This is a genomic window from endosymbiont of Riftia pachyptila (vent Ph05), assembly GCF_000224455.1.
Taxonomy (GTDB): Bacteria; Pseudomonadota; Gammaproteobacteria; order Chromatiales; family Chromatiaceae; genus Endoriftia; species Endoriftia persephonae.
The window spans coordinates 19336-41883 of sequence record NZ_AFOC01000018.1; the positions used below are offsets into that span (position 1 = coordinate 19336).

Consider the following 22548-nt stretch of genomic DNA (forward strand, 5'->3'; position numbering starts at 1 on the left):
CGGATGTCCATGCCGCCCCGGTTACGCAGTAACGACTACAGCTGGAATGAACTGACGAGCATGGTGCTTCGCCACCGGCGTGAGCTGCTGGCCGCCAATCTGATCGCCATCCTTGGCGCAATCGTCGCGGTGCCAATTCCGCTGCTGATCCCGCTGCTGGTGGATGAGGTACTGCTAGACCAGCCCGGCCGGGCAGTGGCAATCATGGATCAGCTCTTCCCCAGCGCATGGCATGGGCCGTTCCTCTACATCGGCGCCGTTCTGCTGCTGACCATCCTGCTGCGGCTGATCGCCCTGCTGTTGGGAGTCTGGCAGACTCGCCAGTTTACCTGTATCGCCAAGGATGTGGTGTTCCATATCCGCCGCGATCTGCTCTGCCGGCTGGAGCGCATCTCCATGTCTGCCTACGAAACCCTGGGCAGCGGCACCGTCGCCTCGCATCTGGTGACCGATCTGGATGCGGTAGACAACTTTGTCAGCATCACCACCAGCAAATTTCTGGTGGCGGTGCTAAGCATCCTCGGCACCGCGGTGGTGCTGCTCTGGATGAACTGGCAGCTGGCGCTGTTTATCCTGTTACTCAACCCCCTGGTGATCTGGTTCACCACCCTGTTCGCGCACAAAGTGAAGCGGCTGAAGAAGCAGGAGAACTCCGCCTACCAGCTGTTCCAGGAATCACTCCAGGAGACCCTCGATGCAATTCAGGAGATCCGCGCCAGCAACCGCGAGCACCACTACATCCAGCGCATCATCGATAAGGCCGACCAGATCCGCCACCACTCAGCGGCCTTCACTTGGAAAAGCGACGCCGCCGGGCGACTCTCCTTCGTCATCTTCCTGTTTGGCTTCGACGTTTTTCGCGCCCTGAGCATGTTGATGGTGCTCTACTCCGATCTCAGCATCGGCCAGATGCTGGCAGTGTTCGCCTATCTCTGGTTCATGATGGGACCGGTGCAGGAGGTATTGAGTGTGCAATACGCCTTCCAGAGCGCCCAGGCGGCGCTGACCCGGATCAATCGCCTGTTACAGGTCGAACTTGAACCCCGCTTCCCCCACCAGCAAGATCCGTTCACAGGCAAGCAAACCGTCTCGGTGGAACTTCAACAAATCGGCTTTGCCTACGGTGATGGCCCACAGGTGCTGCATGATGTCTCGCTGAAGATCGCTGCCGGTGAGAAGGTCGCCTTCGTCGGCGCCAGTGGTGGCGGCAAGACCACCCTGGTGCAGATCCTGCTCGGGCTCTATCCCAGCTCTTCCGGCCAGATCCTATTTGACGGCATACCCGTCGAGCAGATTGGTATGGATCGGGTGCGCGACAATGTCGCCACCGTGCTGCAACACCCGGCGCTGCTTAACGACAGCGTGCGACTCAACCTGACCCTGGGCAGGGAGATATCGGACCCAGCACTCTGGCAGGCCCTCAAGGTAGCCCAGCTGGATCAGACCATCGCTGCCATGCATGAGGGGCTCGACACCCTGATTGGCCGCTTCGGGGTGCGCCTCTCCGGCGGCCAGCGCCAGCGCTTGGCGATCGCCCGCATGGTGCTCAGCGACCCTAAGGTGGTGATCCTCGACGAGGCGACCTCGGCACTGGATACCACCACCGAGGGCAAGTTGCACGCTGCTCTGCAGGCATTTCTACAGGGCCGCACCACCATCATCATCGCCCACCGTCTGAGTGCGGTTCGCCAGGCCGACCGGGTACTGGTATTCGAAGATGGATGCATCGTAGAACAGGGCCGCCACGAGGAGCTTATCGCGAACGACGGCCTCTACTACTCGCTCTATGGACGCCAGGAAAACACCTGACACCGCACCGACCATCCAACGCCCACCTTCTCCAGCCCAAGCAAAAAAACCAAAAAACGCCAATTAAAGAATCATCAAGGGGAGTCGATACACGGCAAGAGCGTCATTCTTATATACTCAAACCGCATGGAGTCTGGCGGTGATAACACTGCGGGGAAAACCATGTTAATGGTGATCAACAACCTCTCCATTCGACACAAACTCTTCAGTGCCTTTGGCCTTGTCCTTATCGTTCTGGTAATCCAGGGAAGCAGTGCGATCAGCAGCCTTTCGGGCGTGCACGATCAGGTCAACCAGGTAGTCAACCATGCCCAGCCCGCCGTGCTACGCTCGATGGAGATCGCCACCAGCCTGCAGCGCACCAGCTCAGCTCTAGGCTTCTACCTGCTGAGCAAAGAGCCCCAACACAAGGCCGCCTATCAGGAGGGGCTGACCAAGGTCACTGAGTTATTGCAGGCACTGCGAAAGCTTCCGGCCATCCAGAACGACCCAGCCAGCATCCAGCTGGTCGCTGCGATCACATCGGATATCGTCAAATTCAAAGGGTTTCGCGAAAGAATGCTCACCCTGGCCCAGAGTGATAACGAAAACATCCCGGCCATCGCCTACGCCAGCGAACACATCAACCCCATATTTCGTGAAATGATCCAGCAACTCGGCCAGATGATCCTTGCCGAAGAGTCGGAGGATGCCAGCGAAGAGCGCAAGGCATTCCTGGCCGAAATCAATGCCCTCAGATTCAGCTGGGCCAACCTGAATAACGAACTGCGCCTCTATCTTGCGTTCCGCACCTCGTCCGCCCTCGATAACCTGAAGATCTATACCGAAAGGGTGCTCCAACAGACCGAGGCCCTCGCTGAGGCAGGAGATCTGCTCAATTTTGAGCAGGAGGAAGCCTACGCAAACTTCAGCGCTAGTCTGCCAATGTTCCTGAAAAACCTGGAGCAACTGGTGGAACTCCACGGCAGTGACCGCTGGCGTTCCGATGCCTACCTGATCCGTTCCAAACTGACCCCCCTGCTGAACCACATCAACAGCTCGATCGAGCAGCTGATCACCCACCAGCGCCAGGCGATCGACACGGCCCAGCAGGAGACCACCACGATCTACGAAGAGAGCCGACTTAGCTTTCTGCTGCTCGGCCTGCTGGTAGTAATCTTGGTAGCGCTACTTGCCTGGTTGCTTGCCAACAACATCACCCGCCCACTAATGCGCGCTGTCGGGATCGCCAACGGCATCGCCAAAGGCAATCTCGATAACCGCATCGATACCAGCCGGCAGGATGAGACCGGTGCTCTGCTCAAATCCCTCAATACCATGCAGGCCGATCTGCGCAAGCGGATCGAACAAGAGCAGCAGATCGCCGCGGAGAATCTGCGCATCCGCTACGCGCTGGACCACGTCTCCAGCCCGGTCACCGTCTCCAATGACCAGAACAAGCTGATCTACATCAATCAAGCCGCAATCAGTCTATTTGAAACCATGGCGCCTCAGCTGCAAGAGCAAGTGCCTGAATTTGACCATCGACAGATGATCGGCAGCTCACTCAGCAGTCTGTTTACCGACTCCGCCCTGGTGAAGGCCTATCAATCCCGCCTCGACACTCAACAGCAGTACGACACCGAAATCACCGGCCACAAGCTGCACCTGATCGCCTCGCCAGTCTACGATGATCAGGGCGAATATCGCGGCCGGGTCACCCAGTGGGTGAACCGAACCGATCAAATCCTGGTCGAAGAGCAGATCGACGCCCTGGTGGAGGCCGCCGGTCGCGGCGATCTGCAGCAGCGCATCGACCTGACCGGCAAAAACGGTTTCCTGCTGCAACTCGGCACCGGTTTCAACAAACTGATGGAGCAGCTCTCCAACGTTTTCAGCGACATCGAGCTCGCAATGAGCAAGATGGCCAAGGGCGATCTCACCCACTCGATCAACGGCGAATACCAGGGCACATTCGGCACCGTCAAAGAGGACGTAAACCAGACCCTGGACAATCTGCAACAGGTGATCAGGGAACTCCACACCTCCACCGACATGATCGCCGCGCAGTCGGCTGATATCACCCGTGACAACTCGGCACTTTCGAGCCGCACCGAACAGCAGGCCTCCTCCCTGGAAGAGACCGCCTCCAGCATGGAGGAGCTCACCAGCACCGTGCGCAACAACGCCAACAATGCACAACAGGCCAACCAGCTGGCTGCCAGCGCCCGGCAACACGCTGAAGAGGGAGGAAAGGTTGTCAGCGAGGCGATTCAGGCGATGCAGGAGATCAACATCGCCTCCAACCGCATTGCAGAGATTATCGGCGTGATCGACGAGATCGCCTTTCAGACTAACCTGCTGGCACTCAACGCCTCGGTGGAGGCGGCCCGCGCTGGAGAACAGGGCCGAGGATTTGCCGTTGTCGCTATGGAGGTGCGCAACCTTGCCTCCCGCTCTGCTACCGCGGCAAAGGAGATCAAGACGCTGATCCAAGATTCAGTCGAAAAAGTACAGAGTGGTTCTGAACTGGTAAACCGCTCAGGCTCCACGCTGGAAGATATCCTTGGCGGGGTAAAAAAGGTTGGCGACATCATTGCGGAGATCGCCGCCGCCAGCCAGCAACAGGCATCGGGAATCGATCAGATTAACCATGCTGTCACCAACATGGACGCCATGACCCAACAGAACGCCTCGCTAGCGGAACAGACATCCAGCGCCTCTGCCGCCATGAAGCAGAAGGCCCTGGATATGCAGCAGCGGATCGGATTCTTCCGCATCCAGTAATCCTGAGGGGGCCGGGTTACACAGGCAAAGGTCGGCGAACCTCACTCGTCAGGGTCCAGCCGTTCCAGGCGTCTGCGATGGAACAGGGAATAGTAGCGAACATCGCCAGTCGCATGGGAGATCCAACCTGACAGAATCACAACCAGGACCACCAGCCAGGGTGCCCACTCAGGCCAGAGCGTCGCCCCATAGAGCAACAACAGCTTCAGCATGATCACATGACCACGCAACTGCAGCAGCCAGATGCCGTTGGCATAGATGAAGAGCAGACTGAGCAACAGGCCGCTGACCAGGGTCAGCCAGAGAAAGGATTTCCATAGATCCCCCTCGGCAGCATAGAAAAAGCCACCGCCGATACCGGCAATGCCAACCAGATGCAGGGTACGCAGCGTGATATTGATCCAGCGATGTCCCGGCAGATAACGCGACTGCGCAGGAAACAGCCAAAATAACCGACTCCCCATGCCAACCTCCCAGAAAAGGGAGCATTGTGCTTGAGCACACGGCAGATGCAAACCGTCCGGCAAGGTTATCCTGCCGCGCCCCTATTTGCTCAGGAGAATCTCCACCCGGCGGTTTTTCGCGCGGGCCTTTTGGCTGCGGCTACGGACCTTAGGACGGGACTCCCCGTAGTGGAAGGTTGCCAGTCTTGCTTGCTCCACCCCCTGTTCGACCAGATAGGCTTTGACCGCCATGGCACGACGCTCAGAGAGCTTCAAATTATATTTTCTGCGCCCCTGATCATCGGCATGGCCTTCAATGCGCACCGATTTCACCCGCTCATCCCGATTAAGGTAATCGGCCAGCTCCTTGAGTAGTGCCTTGGCGGACGCATCCAGATCGTGCAAGTTAAACGCAAACCGAACCTCGCTATAGCGATAGTCAGCAAACCCCTTCTCCGGCAACGCCTTCAAGCACTTGCGAAACTCCAGATAGGGACGTTGAAAATTGACCGGTGAGAGCCGTAGCTGCACCTGCTTGCGTTTATCATCCCAATCGGTGAAACCAATGCTGCCAATCTGCCCTTTTGCAAGGGATGCAAGCAACCAGGAAGCTGGCTGTCGCTGTAGTAGCACCGGTCTCAATCCAGGCTCAATCTGCAGTGTCTGCACCAGAGGATCAGGCGTGCCCGGCTCCCAGCTGGGGGAGATCTCCCACATCTCTGCACTCCCCTTTCTCGGAACCGGCTGATAGCTGTCGATCAAAAAATGGAACTTCTCACCGGCAATCTGTAGAAAGCGTGCAACTCCAAACCCAGGGATCTCATGTTTCAGTTCACAACTGATCTGGCTGCTGACAAACGCCCACTCCGCATAGTTCACCTCCGCCATATAGATGACATCATCTACCGGCGCGGCATGCGGCCTGCTGACCACAGCAACCAGCAGGATCAGGAGAAACAATCTGTAGAGTGAATTTAGTCGTTGTTGCATCAACTGATGGTGACCTTACATGCATTCCAACCCTGCTAACCTATATCGGTTAGGGATGCACTTTCTTTATCCGGGCACCAACTCGCACGAAGGGATGAAAGAAACAGCCAGTACGCCAGACTCAGGTGACGCGGCGGAAAAACAACAGCGCCACCAACAGGAACAACAGCGTGGGAAAGGCCGCGGTAAACAGGGCATTGAACTCGTAGACTACGCCAAGGTAAGTGAAGACTCGGTTAAACATGAAGAACAGCGTACCGACCACCGCGCCAGTAAAAACCCGCTGACCAATCCCGACACTGCGCAGCGGGCCAAACACGAACGGGATGCTGAGAAACAGCATCACCAGCGTCACTAGCGGCACCACCAGCTTGCTCCAGAACGCCACCTCATACTGGGCCGCACTCAGGCCGTTCTGCTTGAGAAACGCCACATAGGCCCAGAGATCCCAGGCCGGCAGCATATGGGGTTGCACCGTCACCACATCCAACAACTCCGGCTCCAACAGCCCGGGCCAGCGCAGCCCCGCCAGCTTCCGGCTGAAGATCTTCTGCTCCCAGAAGTCACTCTGCGCCAGATCCTGCAACTCCCACTCTCCATCGATCAGCACCGCCCGTCTGGCATGGGTGATGCGCCGCATCGAGTGGTCCGGGTCGTACTCATAAATATAGACATCAGCGAGACTCGAATCTGGCAGAAAAGCGCGGATATTGATATAAGTATCCCCATCCCGGGACCAGAAACCATAGCGCGTCTGCAGCGCGACCTGGCTCGACAACGCTTCCATCTTCATGCGCTGGGCTCGTTGCTCGCTCAACGGTGCCAGCATCTCGCCCACCGCCACCACCACCACCAGCAACACCAGACCGGTCTTCAGCACCGAGCCGACGATACGCGACACTGATACCCCAGCCGCCCGCATCGCGACCAGTTCAGAACTGCTGGCCAGTGACCCCAACCCGATCAGACTGCCAAGCAGGGTGGCAACCGGAAATACCTCATAGGCAAAACGCGGCAGGATCAGCCCCACATAGCTGAACGCCATGGCGGTGGTATAGGCTCCCTTGCCCACCTCCTCGAGCTCATTGACCAAGGAGAAGAAGGCGATCAGCACCAACACCAGGCTGAGTGTCAGCAGCATACCGAAAGCGACCGCACGGCCGATGTAGCGATCGAGCAGATTCATCCTGTCTTACGTCCCCTGAGACGCCGCCACCAACGTCGATACCAAACCTGCTCCGGCAGCATCAGTGCCAGCGCCAGCAGCGCGGTGCAGACGTGCACCCACCACATGCCGAGCCAGCTAGGGATCTTGCCATCCACCATCCAGTTTTGTGAGGCTCCCTGCAGGCTCAGGTAGAGCGCATAGATCAGAAATGCCAGCAGGATCCGTCCGGACGGACCTTGCCTGGGCAGAGAACGGCTCAGCGGCAGACTCAGTAGAGTAAATACCAACACCGCCAGCACCGGCGCCAGTCGCTTTTGGAATTCGGCACGAAAACGAATCTCATCTGCTGCCAGCAACATCAGCGTTGGCAGACTGCTGCGGGAGCGGACGCCCACCGCCGGCGGTGCCTCACCGATACGCAGAGCATAAGAGGCAAATTCACTCACGGTGTAATCGGCCTGCCCAGGCTCTCCCTGGTAGCGAAAGCCCTTCTCCAGCACCAGATAGCGGAAACCGCTCTCTGGATCCACCCGTTGATAGCCTTCAGCCGCGCTGATCACATCAAGATTGCCGTTATGGCGGTGCTGCGCAAAGATCTTGTGCATGCGGCGACCATCTGCAGAAAATGACTCCACATAGAACACCAGGTTGCCACGACTGTACTCATTGAAACGCCCCGGAGAGACCCCCGCCAGGGCGCTCGTCTGCCCTTTTTGGGCCGCAATAATCTCCGCCTTCAGACGAGTCCCCCAAGGTTCCACCACCATCGACAACCAAGCCACCAGCAGCGCCATCGGCACCGCCGCCATCAGGATCGGTCGAAACACCCGCCAGCCACCCACACCGCAGGCCTGCAGCGCGATCATCTCGCTATCCCGATGCATGCGTCCCACCGCATAGAGCACAGCAAAGAAAAAGGCCGGTGGAATCAGCCGTGCCTGAAAACGCACCATCTGCAGACCGAGCAGCTTAAACACCACATCCTGATTAAACTCGCCCACTGCCACCTGCTTGAGAAAGGCGACAAAACTCTGGCTGAGCATAATCAACAGCAGCACCAGCAGGATCGCAAACAGCGCCTTGAACACCTCCAGCAGCAGATAGCGGTCGATTCGGGAAATCACAGGGCGATGGTAAAACGGTAATGATTCGGTAGACTACGCGTCATATTGGCTTTCCGGGATTGGCCCCGCGGGCAATATGCTCAAGGGGGTAGACCAGAGGCTCCCCAAGCCGCCTATCCTACCGGATTCCTCCGCAGGATATGAGCAGAAGACGAACAAATAGAGGCCTGATCCGAATGGAATACAGCATTAAATCGGGAGACCCCACCAAACAGCGTACCGCCTGCCTGGTGATCGGGGTGCACTCACGGCGCCAACTCACCCCACCGGCGAAGCTGATCGACAAAGCCAGCAAAGGCTATCTCAGCCAGCTGCTGAAACGGGGCGAGATGGATGGCGACGCCAGCCAGCAACTGATGCTGTTTGATGTACCCGGTATCCAAGCGGAGCGTCTGCTGTTGGTGGGACTCGGCAAGGCTCGGGAGTTCGACCTGAAGGCCTACCGCAAGACGATCAGCGGTGTGGTCAAAACCCTCGACAAGGGACAGGCCAGCAACGCCATCTGCTGCCTGAGCGACCTGACACTCAACGACGCCTCGCTCTACCAGGCGGTGCGCGATGGGGTGATCGCTGCAGAGGAGGCCCTCTACCACTTCGACCAACTCAAAAGCGACGCCAAAAAGAACCCCCGCCCGCTGAAACGCCTCACCCTCTTCCTCAACGACCGGCGCTACACCAAAAAAGCCCAGCGGGCCCTGGCCCACGGCCAAGCCATCGCCAACGGCATGACCCTTGCCAAAGATCTGGCGAACCTCCCCGGCAACATCTGCACCCCCAGCCACCTCGCCGCGCAGGCCCAAAAACTGGGGCGCGGCAATACCAAGCTGAAGGTGCAGATCCTCGAAGAGAAACGCATGGAAGCGCTCGGCATGGGAGCGCTGCTCTCGGTCAGCCGCGGCAGCCGCCAGCCAGCCAAGCTGATCATCATCGAATATAAGGGCGGCAAGAGCGGCAGCAAGCCGGTGGTGCTGGTCGGCAAAGGGCTCACCTTCGACGCCGGCGGCATCTCCCTCAAGCCTGCCGCCGCGATGGATGAGATGAAGTACGACATGTGCGGCGGCGCCAGCGTCATCGGCACCCTGCAAGCCTGTGCTGAGATGGAGCTGCCGCTGAACGTAATCGGCGTGGTGCCGGCCTCCGAGAACCTGCCCGACGGCGACGCCAACAAACCCGGCGACATCGTCACCAGCATGTCGGGCCAGACCATCGAGGTGCTCAATACCGACGCTGAGGGAAGACTGATCCTGTGCGACGCCCTCACTTACTGCGAACGCTTCAAGCCGGCGGTGATTATCGACATCGCCACCCTCACCGGCGCCTGCATCGTTGCCCTGGGCAAACACACCTCAGGACTGCTGGCCAACAACGATGCCCTGGCCGACGAGGTGCTGGCCGCCGGCACCCATAGCGGTGACCGCGCTTGGCGGCTGCCACTGTGGGACGACTACCAGCCACAGCTCGACAGCAACTTTGCCGACATGGCCAATATCGGCGGAAAAGAGGCGGGCACCATCACCGCCGCCTGCTTTCTCTCGCGCTTCACCAAAAAACTCAAGTGGGCCCACCTCGACATCGCCGGAACTGCCTGGCTGAGCGGCGCCAAAAAAGGCGCCACCGGTCGCCCGGTCCCCCTGTTGAGCCAGTTTCTGCTCAACCGGTGTAAACTGAGTGACTGACAACAGCAGCATTGCCCAATCCGGCCACGCCCATGACCCAGGTTGACTTCTACATCCTCGACGACAAGGCGCGCATCAACCGCTACAGCCTCGCCTGCCGGCTAACCGAGAAGATCTACCATCAGGGGCGCCGGGTTTTTATCCACACCGTTTCAGCCGACGAGGCACGCCACATGGAACGCCTGCTTTGGACCTTCCGCCAAGGCAGCTTCATCCCCCACGGCCTGCTCGGCAGCGCCGATGCCACCACCACGCCGGTAATCATCGGCAGCAGCGGCGATGCCGGCGAAGAGCAGGATGTGCTGATTAACCTGGCACCCGAGGTGCCCAACTTCTTCAGCCGCTTTTCACGGGTTGCCGAGCTGATCGACCGCGAACCCGAAGTAAAACGCAGTGGCCGGGAGCGATTTCGCTTCTACCGCGATCGGGGCTACCCCATGAACACCCATAATATCGACTTATGAACGACCAGAACCAGGATATTCCCCTGCTGAGCGATGTGGTGGAGCCGGAGACACTCCCCACCGAGCCGCCCCGGCTGGAGCAGAAAGCTACCGCCGCCGAAGAGGCGGGGCCGCTGGGGCTGCCCGGCAACCCCACCCTGGTCGCTATCATTCGCGAGGGAGTCACATCACAGCTGATCCGGGAGTTGCGCCCGATTGTGCAGAATGCCATCGACGAGTCGATCGACATGGCGCTGGAAGAGGCGCGACGCATCCTCCACGAAGAGCTCGACACAAATCTGGAACAGCGCCTGCGCGAGCTAATCGAAGAGAAGATGGAGGAGCAGTTCAGTCGTCCAGAAGAGGACGAGAAAATCTGACTCGCCGGACCCCCAGAGCCAGGACCAGCGTGAAAAAACAGGAGATCATCGACGCCCTCGGTCTGGAGCCTCATCTGGAGGGTGGTTACTTCCGCCGCAGCTACCAGTCAGCCGGTGAGATCCAGACCCCCAACGGCCCGCGCCACCGTCTCACTTCAATCTACTACCTGCTCACCGACGACGCCCCTGTCGGGCATCTGCACCGCAATCGCTCCAACATCCTCCACTACTTCCACGCCGGTGCACCTCTGCGCTACACCCTCATCCAGCCGGATGGCCGGCTTGAGCAGCGAATCATGGGTACAGAGGTCAGCGCTGGTCAAACACCGCAGCTAATCGTCGAAGGTGGTTGCTGGAAAGCATCGGAGTTGATCGATGGCGAGTTCGCCCTGATCAGCGAGGCGGTCTCCCCCGGCTTCGACTATGCCGACATGGAGCTGGCCCGAGCCGAGGCGATCCGGCAGCGCTTCCCTGACTTGTGGGAACAGGTCCGCCACCTGATCAAAGCGTAGGAGCACTGCTTGCAGTGCGAAGCAAGCATCCGCTGGCACCCCCAGCATCGCGCCGCTAGCGGCGCTCCTACAGGCCCATTTCGAGATCACTCCAGCGGCAGACTCTGCATCGCCAGATAGCCGGGCCGCCCCGTCACCTCACCCCAGCCGACCTGATGGCGCGGCAGCTTTTCCCGATCGAGGGCATCATAGAGCTCCCCCAGCGTCAGGGGTTCATCACTAGAGCCTTTCCACATCACCAGCAGCTTCTCCATCAGCGACAGCTGGCTCAGCCCCTCGCACTCGGCCCGCAACGAATAGATGTGCCCATTGGGCAGCAGGTGACGACTCTCGGAGAAGATGAACTCGTGCAGATTATCCAGACTGATGCCGGGCTGGCCAATCAACTCATCGGCGGTCGGCAGGGTGGTGGGCAGCTGCACAACCCCGCTCTCCACCCCCTGCAGCACCGGCAGGAAGGCCGAGCGGCCCCGCGTGTCACTGGCAAAGCGCAAGCCCTGCCCGGCTTGCCACGCCAGCAGATGGGGATTGAGCTGCCAGCCCGGCGCGGCGCTGATCTGTGCCGCCTCACCCGTGATGTCTCGCAACACCTTGGCGGCACGATCCATCTGCTGCCGGGTCCAGCCAGCATCCGCATCGGCGGCATCCGCCAGCCACGCCAAGCGGTCATCACAGGCGATACCCACCTCATGCCCCGCCGCAGAGACAGAACGGATCAGATCCGCTGCCCTGTTGGCAATCACCGGCGGGGACGTAAACAGCCGGGCCAAACCGACCTTGGGCAGGTCGAGCGGGGAGGTACGTCGCCGATACCCCCATTGTTGCGGGTTGAACCACCGACCCCCTCCAACACTCGCACGGTCGGCGCCCAGTGAGAAAAAGAAACTGGCTCGCAGCTGATACTCATCGAATAACTTAAGCAGGCGTGGCACACCCTCCAGCGCGCCCTGCAGGGTCGCCACCTCGACTCTCAGGCCAATCTTCATGCACGGCTCTCCTGATCGAGAAACCGGCAGAGCAGGCCCAGCTCGGCCCCCTGCCCCGCCTCCAGCGGCAGCTGTACCCGCACCTTGTAACCACCCCCCGGCGCTTCCTGCATCGGCCCACCATCCAGGTCGGTCATCTCCTCGAGTCGAAACCGCTGGTTACCCTGCGGGGTGAGCAACTCCACCTCATCCCCCAGTCGCAGTTTATTTTTGATGTCGAGCTCGACCCAACCATCAGTCGCCCCTCCGATCACCTCGGCGACAAACTGCTGGCGCGTTGTCTGGGAGCTGCCGAAGCGGTAGTTCTGCAGCTCCTGGCTCTCATGGCGCTGGTAGAAGCCGTCAGTGTAGCCACGGTTGGCGAGACTCTCCAGATCGGCCATCAGCTCAGGGCGGAATGGGCGGCCAGCGACGGCGTCATCGATCGCCTGACGGTAGACTTGGGTAGTGCGGGCGGTGTAGTAGTGGGACTTGGTGCGCCCCTCGATCTTCAGGCAGTCGATACCGATCTCCACCAGCCGCTGCACGTGCTCCACCGCACGCAGATCCCTGGAGTTCATGATGTAGGTGCCGTGTTCATCCTCGAACACCGGCATCAGCTCGCCGGGGCGGCCCGGCTCCTCCAGATAGTAGATGCCATCCGCCGACGGGTGACGCGGCTGGCTAGTATCGGAGAGGCTCGGCGCGGCCACCGGCTGGCCCACCCCATACTCCCAGCGACAGGCGTTGGTACAGGTGCCCTGGTTGGCATCGCGGTGGTTGAAGTAGCCGGAAAGCAGACAGCGCCCAGAGTAGGCGATGCAGAGCGCGCCATGCACGAAGACCTCGATTTCCATCTCGGGGCACGCCTGGCGGATCTCCGCCACATCCTCCAGCGACAGCTCCCGGGAGAGGATCACCCGGCTCAGCCCCTGCTGCTGCCAGAAGCGCACCGCCGCTGCATTCATGGTGTTGGCCTGCACCGAGAGGTGGATCGGCATCTCTGGCCAGCGCTCGCGCACCAGCAGGATCAAGCCGGGGTCGGACATGATCAGCGCATCTGGCCCCATCGCCACCACCGGTTCCATGTCGTCGATGAAGGTCTTCAGCTTGGCGCCGTGAGGCATGATATTGGCGGCGAGAAAGAACTGCTTGCCCAACGCGTGAGCCTCGTCGATGCCGATCTGCAGATTCTCCGGGCGGAAGTCGTTGTTGCGCACCCGCAGGCTGTAGCGCGGCAGGCCAGCGTAAACCGCATCAGCGCCATAGGCGAAGGCGTAGCGCTGGTTCTTGATGGTCCCCGCCGGGGAGAGTAGTTCAGGTCGCTTCATGGATAAAAGGGTCGTGCCGATAAAGCGGCGCAGCATAGCACAGCGCCAGATCGGCAGACTTCCTGGCTCAATGCAACTCCACTTCCAATGAGTGGGTCATCGTGCCGGTAAAAAAATTGTCCCGCTGAATCTCGACCTGCACCCGCTCTCCCGGGCTGTGCTCCATCAGCACAAAGCGGATATCGGCATAGCTCGCCACCGGCTGTCCGGCGACACTGAGCAGCCGGTCGTCCTCTTGCACACCCGCCGCCTCTGCGCCGCTGCCATCAGAGAAGCCGCTGATCCTGACCGGTGACTCCTCGGTATCAAGATAGACACCCAGCAGACCACTGCGCGGCAAGGGTCTGCTTGCGGGTCACCAGCATGTAGTCGCCCATTGTGGGATCGACGCCCGCCTCACCCAGCGGCAGCACCAGCGCCAAATCGCCGTCGATGCGTCGCTTCAGACGATTCGGGATGCCTGAGCCGTAGATGATATGCCCGGCCCCCGCCAGCACCACCATGCGGCTGCCAGGATGCGCGTTGAGCCAGCGAGCTGCGCACTCGGCCATGCCCTCATCCCACAACAGCTGCACCTCATAGAAGTGGTCGAAGTTGCGCTTTTCGGGATGGGCGTGATGCTGGAATATCTCATTCAGGCGAGCCTTGTAAGCATCGTCGCTGCGGTCGATCTGCTGTGGAATCCGGCTACGATCCACCTCGCTCAGGCTCTCTATGCCGCCTTTGGAGACCTTGCCGGTCAGCTCAGCCTCCAGATTGAGCGCGATCAGCGGGATGCCCTTCTCCCGCGCGAACTGGAAGATTGGTCGGTAGAGGCGGTAGTCGTAGCGCCAGCGTTCAAAATACTCGCTCTCCCGCACCAGGCCCTGCTCGTCAATCTCGCCAGCGATGAAACGATCCAGCACCGCCTGGAACGGCTGCTGGAAAAACTCCAGGCCGATCGCCATATCGGGGTTCTGCGCATACATCCCCTTGATCACCTCCAGCTGTGCCAGATGGTGATCGTAGCGGTCGTGGGTCTCGCCGACCAACACCACGCGCCGATCCCGCAGCTTCTCCAGCAACCCCGTCATATCATCCAGAGCGGCCAGATCGAGCACACCGGCGCTGGTTGTCTGATCGCTCTCACTGCTCTCCTGTGCCTGCAAAGCAGTGCTCATCACTATCAAACCGAACACCAGCACTCTCACCATCTTCATAAACATCATTTGTCCTTCGACTGTTGCAACCCTTTAGTTTCGCGGTAATCTTCCAAGCCTGACTCACCACATGGGCTCTCCGACCTTGAAAAAACATCTCTGTTCCCTGCTTATCTTGCTGTTCTCGGCCAGCTGGGTTGAGGCCGCTATCATCGACCATCAGATAGAGATCCAACTCGATCCGGCAAGCGGCAGCCTGCAGGTCAGAGACCAGATCACCCTGCCCGCAGGCTCGCCGCCGAATTCATCCTGCATGGGGCGTTGCAGGTGGAGATTCTAACCCCCGGCGCGACACTCTCCCAGCTCAGCAGCCAAGAGGGCGAGCTGCCGCTGACCCACTACCGGGTCAGCCTGCCGGAGAAACAGCGCCGTTTCACCCTCAAATATTCGGGGAAGATCGTGCACGACTTCAGCCAGCTGCAGGAGAGCCCAGGGCGTTCCCGCCAGCAGATGCGCGGCACCATCTCCGAGGACGGAGTCTTCCTCGACAACGGGGTCGCCTGGTATCCACTGTTTGGCGATCAACTGCAGACCTTTTCCCTCCAGGTGGAGCTGCCCGACGGCTGGCTGGCGGTGAGCCAGGGCGACGGGCCTGAGACCAACGCAGAGAGGCAGATCCGCTGGCAGGCCAGCCAACCGCAAGACGACATCTACCTGATCGCCGCCCCTTTCCAGCTCTACCGAGAGCAGTCGCAGGGTGTTGAGGCCCAAGTCTATCTGCGCCAGCCCAACGCGGCGCTAGCACAGCGCTATCTCGAGGCGACGCATCGCTATCTGGCGCTCTACAGTGAGCTACTCGGCCCCTACCCCTACCGCAAGTTCGCCCTGGTGGAGAACTTCTGGGAGAGCGGCTACGGCATGCCGTCGTTCACCCTGCTTGGGCCGCGGGTAATCCGTCTGCCGTTCATCATCCACACCTCCTACCCCCACGAGATCCTACACAACTGGTGGGGCAAGGCGTCTATGTGGAGTATGCCGGCGGCAACTGGAGCGAGGGCTAACCAGCTATCTGGCCGACCACGCCCTCAAGGAGCTGCACGGCAAAGGGGCCGAATACCGCCGCGCGGGGCTGCTGCGCTATGCCGACTTTGTGCGTTCCGGCAACGACTTCCCGCTCAGCCAGTTCCGCTCCCGCCACTCTGGGGCAAGCCAAGCGGTCGGCTACGACAAGAGCCTGATGCTGTTTCACATGCTGCGACGCAGCCTGGGTGACCACTCCTTCATCGAAGGGCTGCGCCGCTTCTATACCGACAACCGCTTTAAACAGGCCGGATACCAAGAGCTAAAACAGGCCTTTGAGAGTGTCAGCAAGCGGGATCTGGGGGAGTTTTTCGAGCAGTGGACCGGCCGTACCGGTGCCCCGCGGCTTGAGCTGCGCGATCTACAGCTCAGCTCTCAGAAGAACGGTAGCTACCTTCTCCAGGGGAAGGTTGTCCAGACCCAGCCAGAGCCGCTCTTCATCCTAGAGGCACCTATCCTGACCCATTTTGCCGACGGCGGCTCACGCCGCACCCGGCTGCTGATGAAACAGCGTGAGCAAGCATTTGAGCTCAAGCTCAGGCAACCACCGGTGCAGGTCGACCTGGATCCCTGGTATGACCTGTTTCGCCAGATCCTACCCGGTGAGGCACCACAGACCCTGAGCAAACTGTTCGGCAGTGAGGAGGCTCTGATCGTGCTTCCTGCCAACGCCCCGCAGTCGTCAAATCTGCCTACCGGCAGCTCGCACAGCAGTGGGCAGCGGGCTATCCCGACATCGAGATCATTGCTGACGAGCAACTCACCACTCTGCCTAAGGATCGCCCTGTCTGGCTGCTGGGCTGGCACAACCGCTTCCTGCCACAGCTCAAGGCGCTGCTGCCAGCGGGACAGGCGCAGCTCAGCGATAACACAATCCGGCTGCAGTCAGAGCGCCTGCCCCGCGCCGGCAGCAGCCTTGCGCTGGCCTGCGCCACTCCGCAAGGCGGCACGATCGGCTGGGTTGCCAGCGACAATAGCAAGGCACTGGCCGGTCTAGCCCGCAAGCTGCCCCACTACGGCCGCTACAGCTTCGTCGGTTTCACCGGCAGCACGCCAGACAATCACCTCAAGGGGCAGTGGCAGGTTACAGACTCACCGCTAACGGTTATGCTCACCCCCGATGCCGCTGTGCACCACACTGCAGGGCCGCCAGCGTTGCTCGATCGATTGAAAAACAGACCCACAAAGTAGGCTCCTACCGCTGCGCTACACCCACCAACTTTGGAAGGAACCAAGATGATCAGAATTGCCACCTTTAACATCGAGAACCTCGATGGCAACCCGGATCAGCACAACCCGCAACTGGAAGCGCGCATCCCGGTCCTGAGGAGTAGCCTGAAACGTCTGCAGGCCGACATCCTCTGCCTGCAGGAGGTACACGGACAGGAGCTGCCAGGGCACACTGCGCATGATCCAAAACGCAACCTCTCCGCCCTCGACCGAGTGCTCGAGGGGACCGACTACGCCGGCTACGAGCGGGCCTTCACCCGAACCAGCGACGACGCTCCATATAACAAGCGCAACCTGGTGATCCTGTCGCGTTTCCCGATCACCCAGGTCCAGCAATATCGCAACGACCACATCGACAAACTGCAGTACCGCAAGGTCACTGCCCTACCCCCCGAACCAGAGGCCAGGGATCTACGATGGGAACGGCCGATCCTACATGCACAGATCGAGGTGCCCGAACTGGGCCAGCTGCACCTGATCAATCTGCATCTGAAATCCCGCCTGGCAACTAAAATCACGAATCAGACAGAAGGCTACTACGGCTGGAAGAGCGCAGCCGCCTGGGCCGAGGGCTACTTCCTCTCCTCGATCAAGCGGGTCGGACAAGCCCTGGAGACCAGAATCTTGCTCGACAAGCTGTTCGATCAGGAGCCGGCGGCCAACATCCTGGTCTGCGGCGATTTCAACGCAGAGCCAGGCGAGGTGCCAGTGGAGGCGATCGCCGGGCGGGTGGAGAACACCAACAACCCCGAGCTGCGTTCACGGGTGCTGATACCCTGCAGCCGCTCGATCCCCGACTCGGTACGATTCAGCCACTACCATCACGGCCAGGGCAACCTGCTCGACCACATGCTGATCTCCCAGTCCCTGCTGCCCCACTTCCAGGGCACCGAGATCCACAACGAAAACCTGCATGACGAGAGCCTGCCAGCCAGTAGCGACAGGAAATTTCCCGAATCGGATCATGCGGGGTTTGTTGCTGCCTTCGACTATTAAGAATCGACCCTGTTCCTGGCTAAAAAGGCCGCTGAAGAAACCACCCGTGGTAGCAGTCGATCCGACTTGGAAGGCAGCAACGACCGCAGGGGGTATCGAGATGGCGTATCTCGTCCAGATGCTAAGCCGCCGACACATCCAGTAACCTGCGGCTAAAGAGACTATCCGCAGAGGTCGTCACTAGCAGACACTCTTGTGCCCGTGTCATACCCACATAGAGCAGGCGGGCGTTCTGTGGTTGCCCCACCTGTTCGTCACCCAACTGGCCGATCCCCAACATGATGACGCGGGGAAACTCCAGCCCCTTACTGCTATGAATGGTCAGTACCGTAACCCGGTCGTCGCCCGGATCGTAGGTGCTCTTATACTGTTTGCTGCCCAGCCAGACGTGGGGGATGTCGGCCACCCGCAATTGTGCCGCCACCCCATGTCCCTGGTTCCCCGCAGCATACAGCACTGCCATATCGCGCCAGGGTACACCCTGCTGATGCCATTTTTTCAGACACTTGAGCGTGTAGTGGATCTCATCCGGCAGGCTGTCGAACCGGCGCACCACCGGCTCCGGTCCACTATTGCCTGCCGCCTCGGGCTCGATCAGGGGGATGTGGTCATCGTCTGCACTTTTCGGATCGAGGTAGTGGCTGGCGAAAGCGTAAGCAAAGCGGAGAATCTCACGAGTATTGCGGTAGTTGAGGCGTAAAATTGTGGTGCGTCCTTTTGCCTGGATGCCCACGCTGGAAAGACTGAAACCGAGGCCGGAGCCCTTTTTGTAGATCGACTGGGCATCGTCGTAGAGCAGCAACAGGGAGTTCCTTTCGGGGTCGACCATCTGTACCACGAGCTTCAGCCACTCCTCCTCAAAATCGTGGCCTTCATCGATCAACAGGGCACCGTACTGCCCCCTGGGGATATATCCTTTGTCGACCGCGTCGATCACGCTCTCCACCTCGCGCTCCCAGAAGGGCCTGTCCGACTCCAGCAGCTCCACATGGTAGCTCTTGAGTTGCTGGCCACACCAATCATGGAAGTGGTAGACCTGCACCTGCCCGCCAATCCCCTTGGCAGAGATAAAGGCTCTCAATTTGGCTGCGAGGGTAATGTTGAAGCAAAGTACCAGGATCGGCTTGCTCATCACCTGCGCCAAGTGCAAACAGCGATAACCCAGGATTAAGGTCTTGCCTGAACCCGCCACCCCGTGGATCACCCGGTGCCCCTCGCCCAAGCTGCGCGCCAACTGCTCCTGCTGGATATCCATGATCTTCACGATATCGGGCAGGGTCTGTTCCAGTGGTTGCGACTCCTCGTCCCCTTCGGTAAATAGGTCAGCCTGGCCACAGTCATCAATACGGATCTCAGGAAATAGGTGCCAGCGGATGCGGTCAATCTGCGGCAGGATTAGGGTGCCGCCAAACTGATAGTGGAACATTCCCCATAACTGTTCCTGGAATTTTTCGGCATCGGCGCTTTCGGTGATCTCGTCCTTGTAGATCATCAGATGATCCGGCAACAGCCCCTCGCGCATATCATCGGGGATTGCCTTCTCGATCTGCCTTCGGGTGATATTGGTGAACACAACACCCCAGCCATAAGGCATGATCAGATTGCCCTTATAGGCATCTGATGACTGACAGAGTTGAGAGTCGTGCGACAGCATCGCTACCACGTTATAAGTGTACTGCCGGGCCTGTTCCAAAGGATGTGGCTTGGTAACCAAACCAGCGTTTGTCAGCAAAGTCACATCAGATTTGCTGATCTTCTTCAGGGTCGCGGGCTTCCAGTCCTTCACCTCCAGAAACAACAACCCCCGCGAAGGATGTAAGATGATGAAATCGGGATAGCGACGCTTCTTGCCAACGGGAATGTCGTACCAAACCAGATAATCATCTTCCAGCAGATTCTGTAGGCGCCGTGCCACGCGCTTTTCCCCGGAGGTCATACGACCGAGGAGTTGCCGGTTCAGCGGGGGGATGATCTCTGCCATAGGTTGCCGCTATCCTCTTATTTTCAGTGCCCAATGATTCAGAAGTTCGAAACTCCCCTTCTTCCCGCTCATCCTTCTACCACTTCTCCCGGTGCAACCACCCCACGCAGACGCGCAAAGGGGCGCATTCCCTCTGTGGCATCAAAGTCTGCATAGTCGGGGTTGTTCGCCTGAAGATAGTAGTCACCATCGCCGCGTTTTCGCACCACTCGCAGGACATATTGGTCGTCGCCGCTCGCATCCTGTCGCTCTACAGCCATGATCTGGTTGCTGATCGAGCCAGCTTGGTCGGCGCTGACTAGCTCCAGCAACAGATAATCGCCATCGCGGATCGGGTTCTTGCCGCCGTCCATGGAGTTACCCGAGGCGCGGGCGATGAAGTGGCGGGAAGGATCGGCACGATAGTGCGTGGGGATTTTCACCAGGGTCTCGTTTTCGCCATCTGCGTCTTTGAAATGGCCGCAGGCGATCTTGAGGCTGGGGAAGAGTGGGAGCTCGTCCCAGACCACACCGGCCTCCACAGAGGCAGTTGGCGTCTTTACCTCGCTGGCTTTTGCGCCCTCCTGCTCCCGGTCCATATACATGGCCAGCTTGTAGTTCGCCAACTCCTGGACCATGGCGTGGAACAGATCACGATCTTCGACCGTCAGTTCAAAATTAGGCTTCAATCGATCCGCGTCCAGTTCAAAAAATGGCTTGCCCTGTTTCTTATTGCCGCCCACAAAGGCATTCACTGGATTGGAGTTCCAGTAAGTCAGCCATTGGCCAGATTTGGAAGCGAGAACCGCGGCTAGATTCTGAAAACGTGCTGGCAAATCCTTCCTCATCAATGGCGGGCGATGCAACAGAATCTCGGCGGAACGGATCGCCAGATTCTGGGTGGTCTGCGGGTGGATGAAGCCATCGAGCTCCAGTAGCGCCTCCAGCAGTACCATTTTGTACGACTTGGCCATGGCGGCCTTTTCGACTTCAAGGAAGTAGGGGCGATGGCGCTGCAGCACCCTTTGCTGTGCTTCGTCCAGCCCTCCACGATCTGCGACCAAGTCAAACCATGAACCAAATCTGCTCCTGATGTGTGTAAAGTTCACCCCGGCACGATACATCTCAACCGCACTCGGCTGCCGCTGCTCCACTGACTTCAGCAGCTCGTAGATATCAACAATCCCTTTGGGCAGAGTCTTGATCACTTCGTTTAGAAAGTCGATCACACCCAACTCATAGTTGGCATAACAGCCCTTGGGCAGTGGCAGATTGCCATTCTGTTGCCGCCGCAGAAATTCACGCAGGGAGGAGACTCCAAATAGGGACTCCGGCTTGTTCAGAAACGCCTTGTGATTACCGATGAAATCCAGTACCCGCAGATGATCCTTGCCGGGATGCAGCCGCAGGCCGCGTCCCAACTGCTGCAGGAACAGGATCTTCGACTCCGTCGGTCTGAGCATCATCACCGTATCGATAGCGGGCAGGTCGGTGCCCTCGTTGAACAGATCGACCGAGAAGATCACCTCCAGACTACCAGCCTCCAGTTGCTTTAATGCCGCATTACGCGGCATTGCCGACTTGGCGTGCACCGCCGCCGCTCGGATACCCGCACGAGAGAAATAGTCGGCCATAAACTCTGCGTGAGTACGAGAGACGCAGAATGCCAGGGTGCGACTCTGGCGTAGTTCCCGCCACACAGAAAGCGCATGTTTGGCGCGGGCGCGGGTCGCGAGTTTGTTGCTCAGATCACTGGGATCAAAGCGCCCGTTGCGCCAAGGGATCTCCGTATAATCGACGGCTTGGTCATGGATGCCGTGGTAGTGAAACGGACACAGCAGATCTGCGTTGATGCCCTCGACGAAATTCCGCTCAAACACCAGATTGTCATCACACAACGAAAGGATATCCGCCTGATCTGTGCGCTCCGGCGTGGCCGTCAGGCCGAGCATGAAACGAGGTTGGAAATAGTTGATCAAGCGACGATAGGTAGTGGAATCGGCATGATGAAACTCATCCACCACGAGATAATCAAAGCAGTCCGGCGCAAACTGCTGCAGGTGTTCATCCCGTCCCAGGGTCTGGACCGAGGCAAAGACAAAATCTGCCTCCCCCTCCTTCGCCTTGCCGGTGTAGTAACCGATGCTCGCGTCGAGGTGAATGCGGGAGAAGGTTGCTTCCGACTGCATCAGAATCTCTTCCCGGTGGGCAACGAATAGCACCCGCCTGGCCTTCACCTGCTGCACATCAAAGGCCGCCAGCCAAGTCTTGCCCAGACCAGTGGCCAACACCACCAACCCGCGCCGATAACCGGCACTCCGGGTGGCCTGTAATGCCAGCAGCGCCTCGGCCTGGATCTCGGTTGGCGTGGCTGGCAGCGGTTCCTCTTCCGGCTCACCGCTGACCATCTGCAATGACACCTTGCGCCGTGCTGCATAGCCGTCGATCCAGGCATGACAGAGTGGAAACACCCGCGAGTCGGAGAACAGCAACTCAAACTTGCCGATGATCTCCAGAAACTTCGCCGAATCCGCCG

Annotated in this window: 19 protein-coding genes; 9 read left to right on the forward strand and 10 right to left on the reverse strand. The window is 59.4% G+C overall.

From position 1 onward, the window contains the following. Positions 1-3 precede the first annotated feature (3 nt). Together RIFP1SYM_RS04440 and RIFP1SYM_RS04445 are read left to right on the forward strand one after the other, a co-directional pair. On the forward strand, positions 4-1809 hold the full coding sequence (locus RIFP1SYM_RS04440; RefSeq protein ID WP_005959930.1) for an ABC transporter ATP-binding protein: 1806 nt from the start codon (positions 4-6) through the stop codon (positions 1807-1809). A 168-nt stretch (positions 1810-1977) separates the two neighbouring features. After that, on the forward strand, positions 1978-4575 hold the full coding sequence (locus RIFP1SYM_RS04445) for a methyl-accepting chemotaxis protein (RefSeq protein ID WP_039959713.1): 2598 nt from the start codon (positions 1978-1980) through the stop codon (positions 4573-4575). 41 nt (positions 4576-4616) lie between these two features. On the opposite strand, the gene RIFP1SYM_RS04450 is transcribed toward RIFP1SYM_RS04445, so the two are convergent. The 4 genes from RIFP1SYM_RS04450 to lptF all read right to left on the reverse strand — a co-directional run bounded on the left by RIFP1SYM_RS04450 (position 4617) and on the right by lptF (position 8300). Beyond that, on the reverse strand, positions 4617-5039 hold the full coding sequence (locus RIFP1SYM_RS04450; protein ID WP_006473842.1) for a hypothetical protein: 423 nt from the start codon (positions 5037-5039) through the stop codon (positions 4617-4619). Positions 5040-5120: 81 nt separating this feature from the next. Continuing rightward, positions 5121-6008 carry a MotY family protein gene (locus RIFP1SYM_RS04455; protein WP_039959714.1) on the reverse strand — a complete coding sequence of 296 codons (888 nt, stop codon included), beginning with the start codon at positions 6006-6008 and terminating at the stop codon, positions 5121-5123. 121 nt (positions 6009-6129) lie between these two features. Continuing rightward, positions 6130-7194, reverse strand: coding sequence for an LPS export ABC transporter permease LptG (gene lptG / locus RIFP1SYM_RS04460; protein ID WP_005959934.1), 1065 nt, complete (start codon positions 7192-7194; stop codon positions 6130-6132). Beyond that, positions 7191-8300, reverse strand: coding sequence for an LPS export ABC transporter permease LptF (gene lptF / locus RIFP1SYM_RS04465; protein ID WP_005959935.1), 1110 nt, complete (start codon positions 8298-8300; stop codon positions 7191-7193). The genes lptG and lptF overlap by 4 nt, the downstream gene beginning before the upstream one ends. Before the next feature lie 176 nt (positions 8301-8476). Between lptF and RIFP1SYM_RS04470 the strand changes: the two genes are divergently transcribed. Genes RIFP1SYM_RS04470 through RIFP1SYM_RS04485 form a run of 4 tightly spaced genes read left to right on the forward strand, consistent with a single transcriptional unit; the run spans position 8477 to position 11311 of the window. Further along, a complete protein-coding gene (locus RIFP1SYM_RS04470) occupies positions 8477-9976 on the forward strand; it encodes a leucyl aminopeptidase (protein WP_039959715.1) in 1500 nt (499 codons plus the stop codon). A 32-nt stretch (positions 9977-10008) separates the two neighbouring features. Further along, positions 10009-10440 carry a DNA polymerase III subunit chi gene (locus tag RIFP1SYM_RS04475; RefSeq protein ID WP_039959716.1) on the forward strand — a complete coding sequence of 144 codons (432 nt, stop codon included), beginning with the start codon at positions 10009-10011 and terminating at the stop codon, positions 10438-10440. Beyond that, positions 10437-10799 (forward strand): permease, encoded by a 363-nt coding sequence (locus tag RIFP1SYM_RS04480; protein ID WP_005959938.1) that lies wholly within the window; start codon positions 10437-10439, stop codon positions 10797-10799. The genes RIFP1SYM_RS04475 and RIFP1SYM_RS04480 overlap by 4 nt, the downstream gene beginning before the upstream one ends. Positions 10800-10828: 29 nt before the next feature. Continuing rightward, positions 10829-11311 carry a cupin domain-containing protein gene (locus tag RIFP1SYM_RS04485; protein WP_005959939.1) on the forward strand — a complete coding sequence of 161 codons (483 nt, stop codon included), beginning with the start codon at positions 10829-10831 and terminating at the stop codon, positions 11309-11311. Between the two features lie 86 nt (positions 11312-11397). Here the strand turns inward: RIFP1SYM_RS04485 and RIFP1SYM_RS04490 are convergent, their stop codons facing one another. The 4 genes from RIFP1SYM_RS04490 to RIFP1SYM_RS04500 are packed head-to-tail and all read right to left on the reverse strand — an operon-like array spanning position 11398 to position 14806. Further along, on the reverse strand, positions 11398-12297 hold the full coding sequence (locus tag RIFP1SYM_RS04490; protein ID WP_005959940.1) for a polysaccharide deacetylase family protein: 900 nt from the start codon (positions 12295-12297) through the stop codon (positions 11398-11400). Continuing rightward, entirely contained in the window at positions 12294-13643 is a 1350-nt protein-coding gene (gene trhP / locus RIFP1SYM_RS04495; protein WP_005959941.1) for a prephenate-dependent tRNA uridine(34) hydroxylase TrhP, read from the reverse strand. The genes RIFP1SYM_RS04490 and trhP overlap by 4 nt, the downstream gene beginning before the upstream one ends. A gap of 31 nt (positions 13644-13674) precedes the next feature. Further along, a complete protein-coding gene (locus tag RIFP1SYM_RS17330; protein WP_050798705.1) occupies positions 13675-13947 on the reverse strand; it encodes a PDZ domain-containing protein in 273 nt (90 codons plus the stop codon). After that, positions 13913-14806, reverse strand: a complete 894-nt coding sequence (locus RIFP1SYM_RS04500; protein WP_240992013.1) for a ChaN family lipoprotein — start codon at positions 14804-14806, stop codon at positions 13913-13915. Before RIFP1SYM_RS04500 ends, RIFP1SYM_RS17330 begins: the two co-directional genes overlap by 35 nt. 267 nt (positions 14807-15073) lie before the next feature. On the opposite strand from RIFP1SYM_RS04500, the gene RIFP1SYM_RS17335 reads away from it, so the two are divergent. The 3 genes from RIFP1SYM_RS17335 (at position 15074) to RIFP1SYM_RS04510 (ending at position 18052) form a co-directional block, all read left to right on the forward strand. Then, entirely contained in the window at positions 15074-16018 is a 945-nt protein-coding gene (locus RIFP1SYM_RS17335; protein ID WP_139042060.1) for a M1 aminopeptidase family protein, read from the forward strand. Beyond that, positions 15984-16823, forward strand: coding sequence for a M1 aminopeptidase family protein (locus RIFP1SYM_RS17340; protein WP_005959946.1), 840 nt, complete (start codon positions 15984-15986; stop codon positions 16821-16823). The genes RIFP1SYM_RS17335 and RIFP1SYM_RS17340 overlap by 35 nt, the downstream gene beginning before the upstream one ends. 239 nt (positions 16824-17062) lie before the next feature. Beyond that, entirely contained in the window at positions 17063-18052 is a 990-nt protein-coding gene (locus tag RIFP1SYM_RS04510; protein WP_039959717.1) for an endonuclease/exonuclease/phosphatase family protein, read from the forward strand. Between the two features lie 121 nt (positions 18053-18173). On the opposite strand, the gene RIFP1SYM_RS04515 is transcribed toward RIFP1SYM_RS04510, so the two are convergent. Beyond that, on the reverse strand, positions 18174-20033 hold the full coding sequence (locus RIFP1SYM_RS04515) for a 3'-5' exonuclease (protein WP_005959948.1): 1860 nt from the start codon (positions 20031-20033) through the stop codon (positions 18174-18176). A gap of 68 nt (positions 20034-20101) precedes the next feature. Next, the coding region (locus tag RIFP1SYM_RS04520; protein WP_039959718.1) for a DEAD/DEAH box helicase family protein at positions 20102-22548 on the reverse strand (2447 nt) is incomplete at its 5' end.

What these genes read in the sequence shown, in the direction of transcription:
- RIFP1SYM_RS04440 (WP_005959930.1), top strand. Translation starts at nt 4, where the DNA reads ATGTCCATGCCGCCCCGGTTACGCAGTAACGACTACAGCTGGAATGAA.
- RIFP1SYM_RS04445 (WP_039959713.1), top strand. Translation starts at nt 1,978, where the DNA reads ATGGTGATCAACAACCTCTCCATTCGACACAAACTCTTCAGTGCCTTT.
- RIFP1SYM_RS04450 (WP_006473842.1), bottom strand. Translation starts at nt 5,039, where the DNA reads ATGGGGAGTCGGTTATTTTGGCTGTTTCCTGCGCAGTCGCGTTATCTG.
- RIFP1SYM_RS04515 (WP_005959948.1), bottom strand. Translation starts at nt 20,033, where the DNA reads ATGGCAGAGATCATCCCCCCGCTGAACCGGCAACTCCTCGGTCGTATG.
- RIFP1SYM_RS04500 (WP_240992013.1), bottom strand. Translation starts at nt 14,806, where the DNA reads ATGAAGATGGTGAGAGTGCTGGTGTTCGGTTTGATAGTGATGAGCACT.
- RIFP1SYM_RS04490 (WP_005959940.1), bottom strand. Translation starts at nt 12,297, where the DNA reads ATGAAGATTGGCCTGAGAGTCGAGGTGGCGACCCTGCAGGGCGCGCTG.
- RIFP1SYM_RS04455 (WP_039959714.1), bottom strand. Translation starts at nt 6,008, where the DNA reads ATGCAACAACGACTAAATTCACTCTACAGATTGTTTCTCCTGATCCTG.
- RIFP1SYM_RS04470 (WP_039959715.1), top strand. Translation starts at nt 8,477, where the DNA reads ATGGAATACAGCATTAAATCGGGAGACCCCACCAAACAGCGTACCGCC.
- RIFP1SYM_RS04510 (WP_039959717.1), top strand. Translation starts at nt 17,063, where the DNA reads ATGATCAGAATTGCCACCTTTAACATCGAGAACCTCGATGGCAACCCG.
- RIFP1SYM_RS04475 (WP_039959716.1), top strand. Translation starts at nt 10,009, where the DNA reads ATGACCCAGGTTGACTTCTACATCCTCGACGACAAGGCGCGCATCAAC.
- trhP (WP_005959941.1), bottom strand. Translation starts at nt 13,643, where the DNA reads ATGCTGCGCCGCTTTATCGGCACGACCCTTTTATCCATGAAGCGACCT.
- RIFP1SYM_RS17340 (WP_005959946.1), top strand. Translation starts at nt 15,984, where the DNA reads ATGCTGTTTCACATGCTGCGACGCAGCCTGGGTGACCACTCCTTCATC.
- RIFP1SYM_RS04480 (WP_005959938.1), top strand. Translation starts at nt 10,437, where the DNA reads ATGAACGACCAGAACCAGGATATTCCCCTGCTGAGCGATGTGGTGGAG.
- lptG (WP_005959934.1), bottom strand. Translation starts at nt 7,194, where the DNA reads ATGAATCTGCTCGATCGCTACATCGGCCGTGCGGTCGCTTTCGGTATG.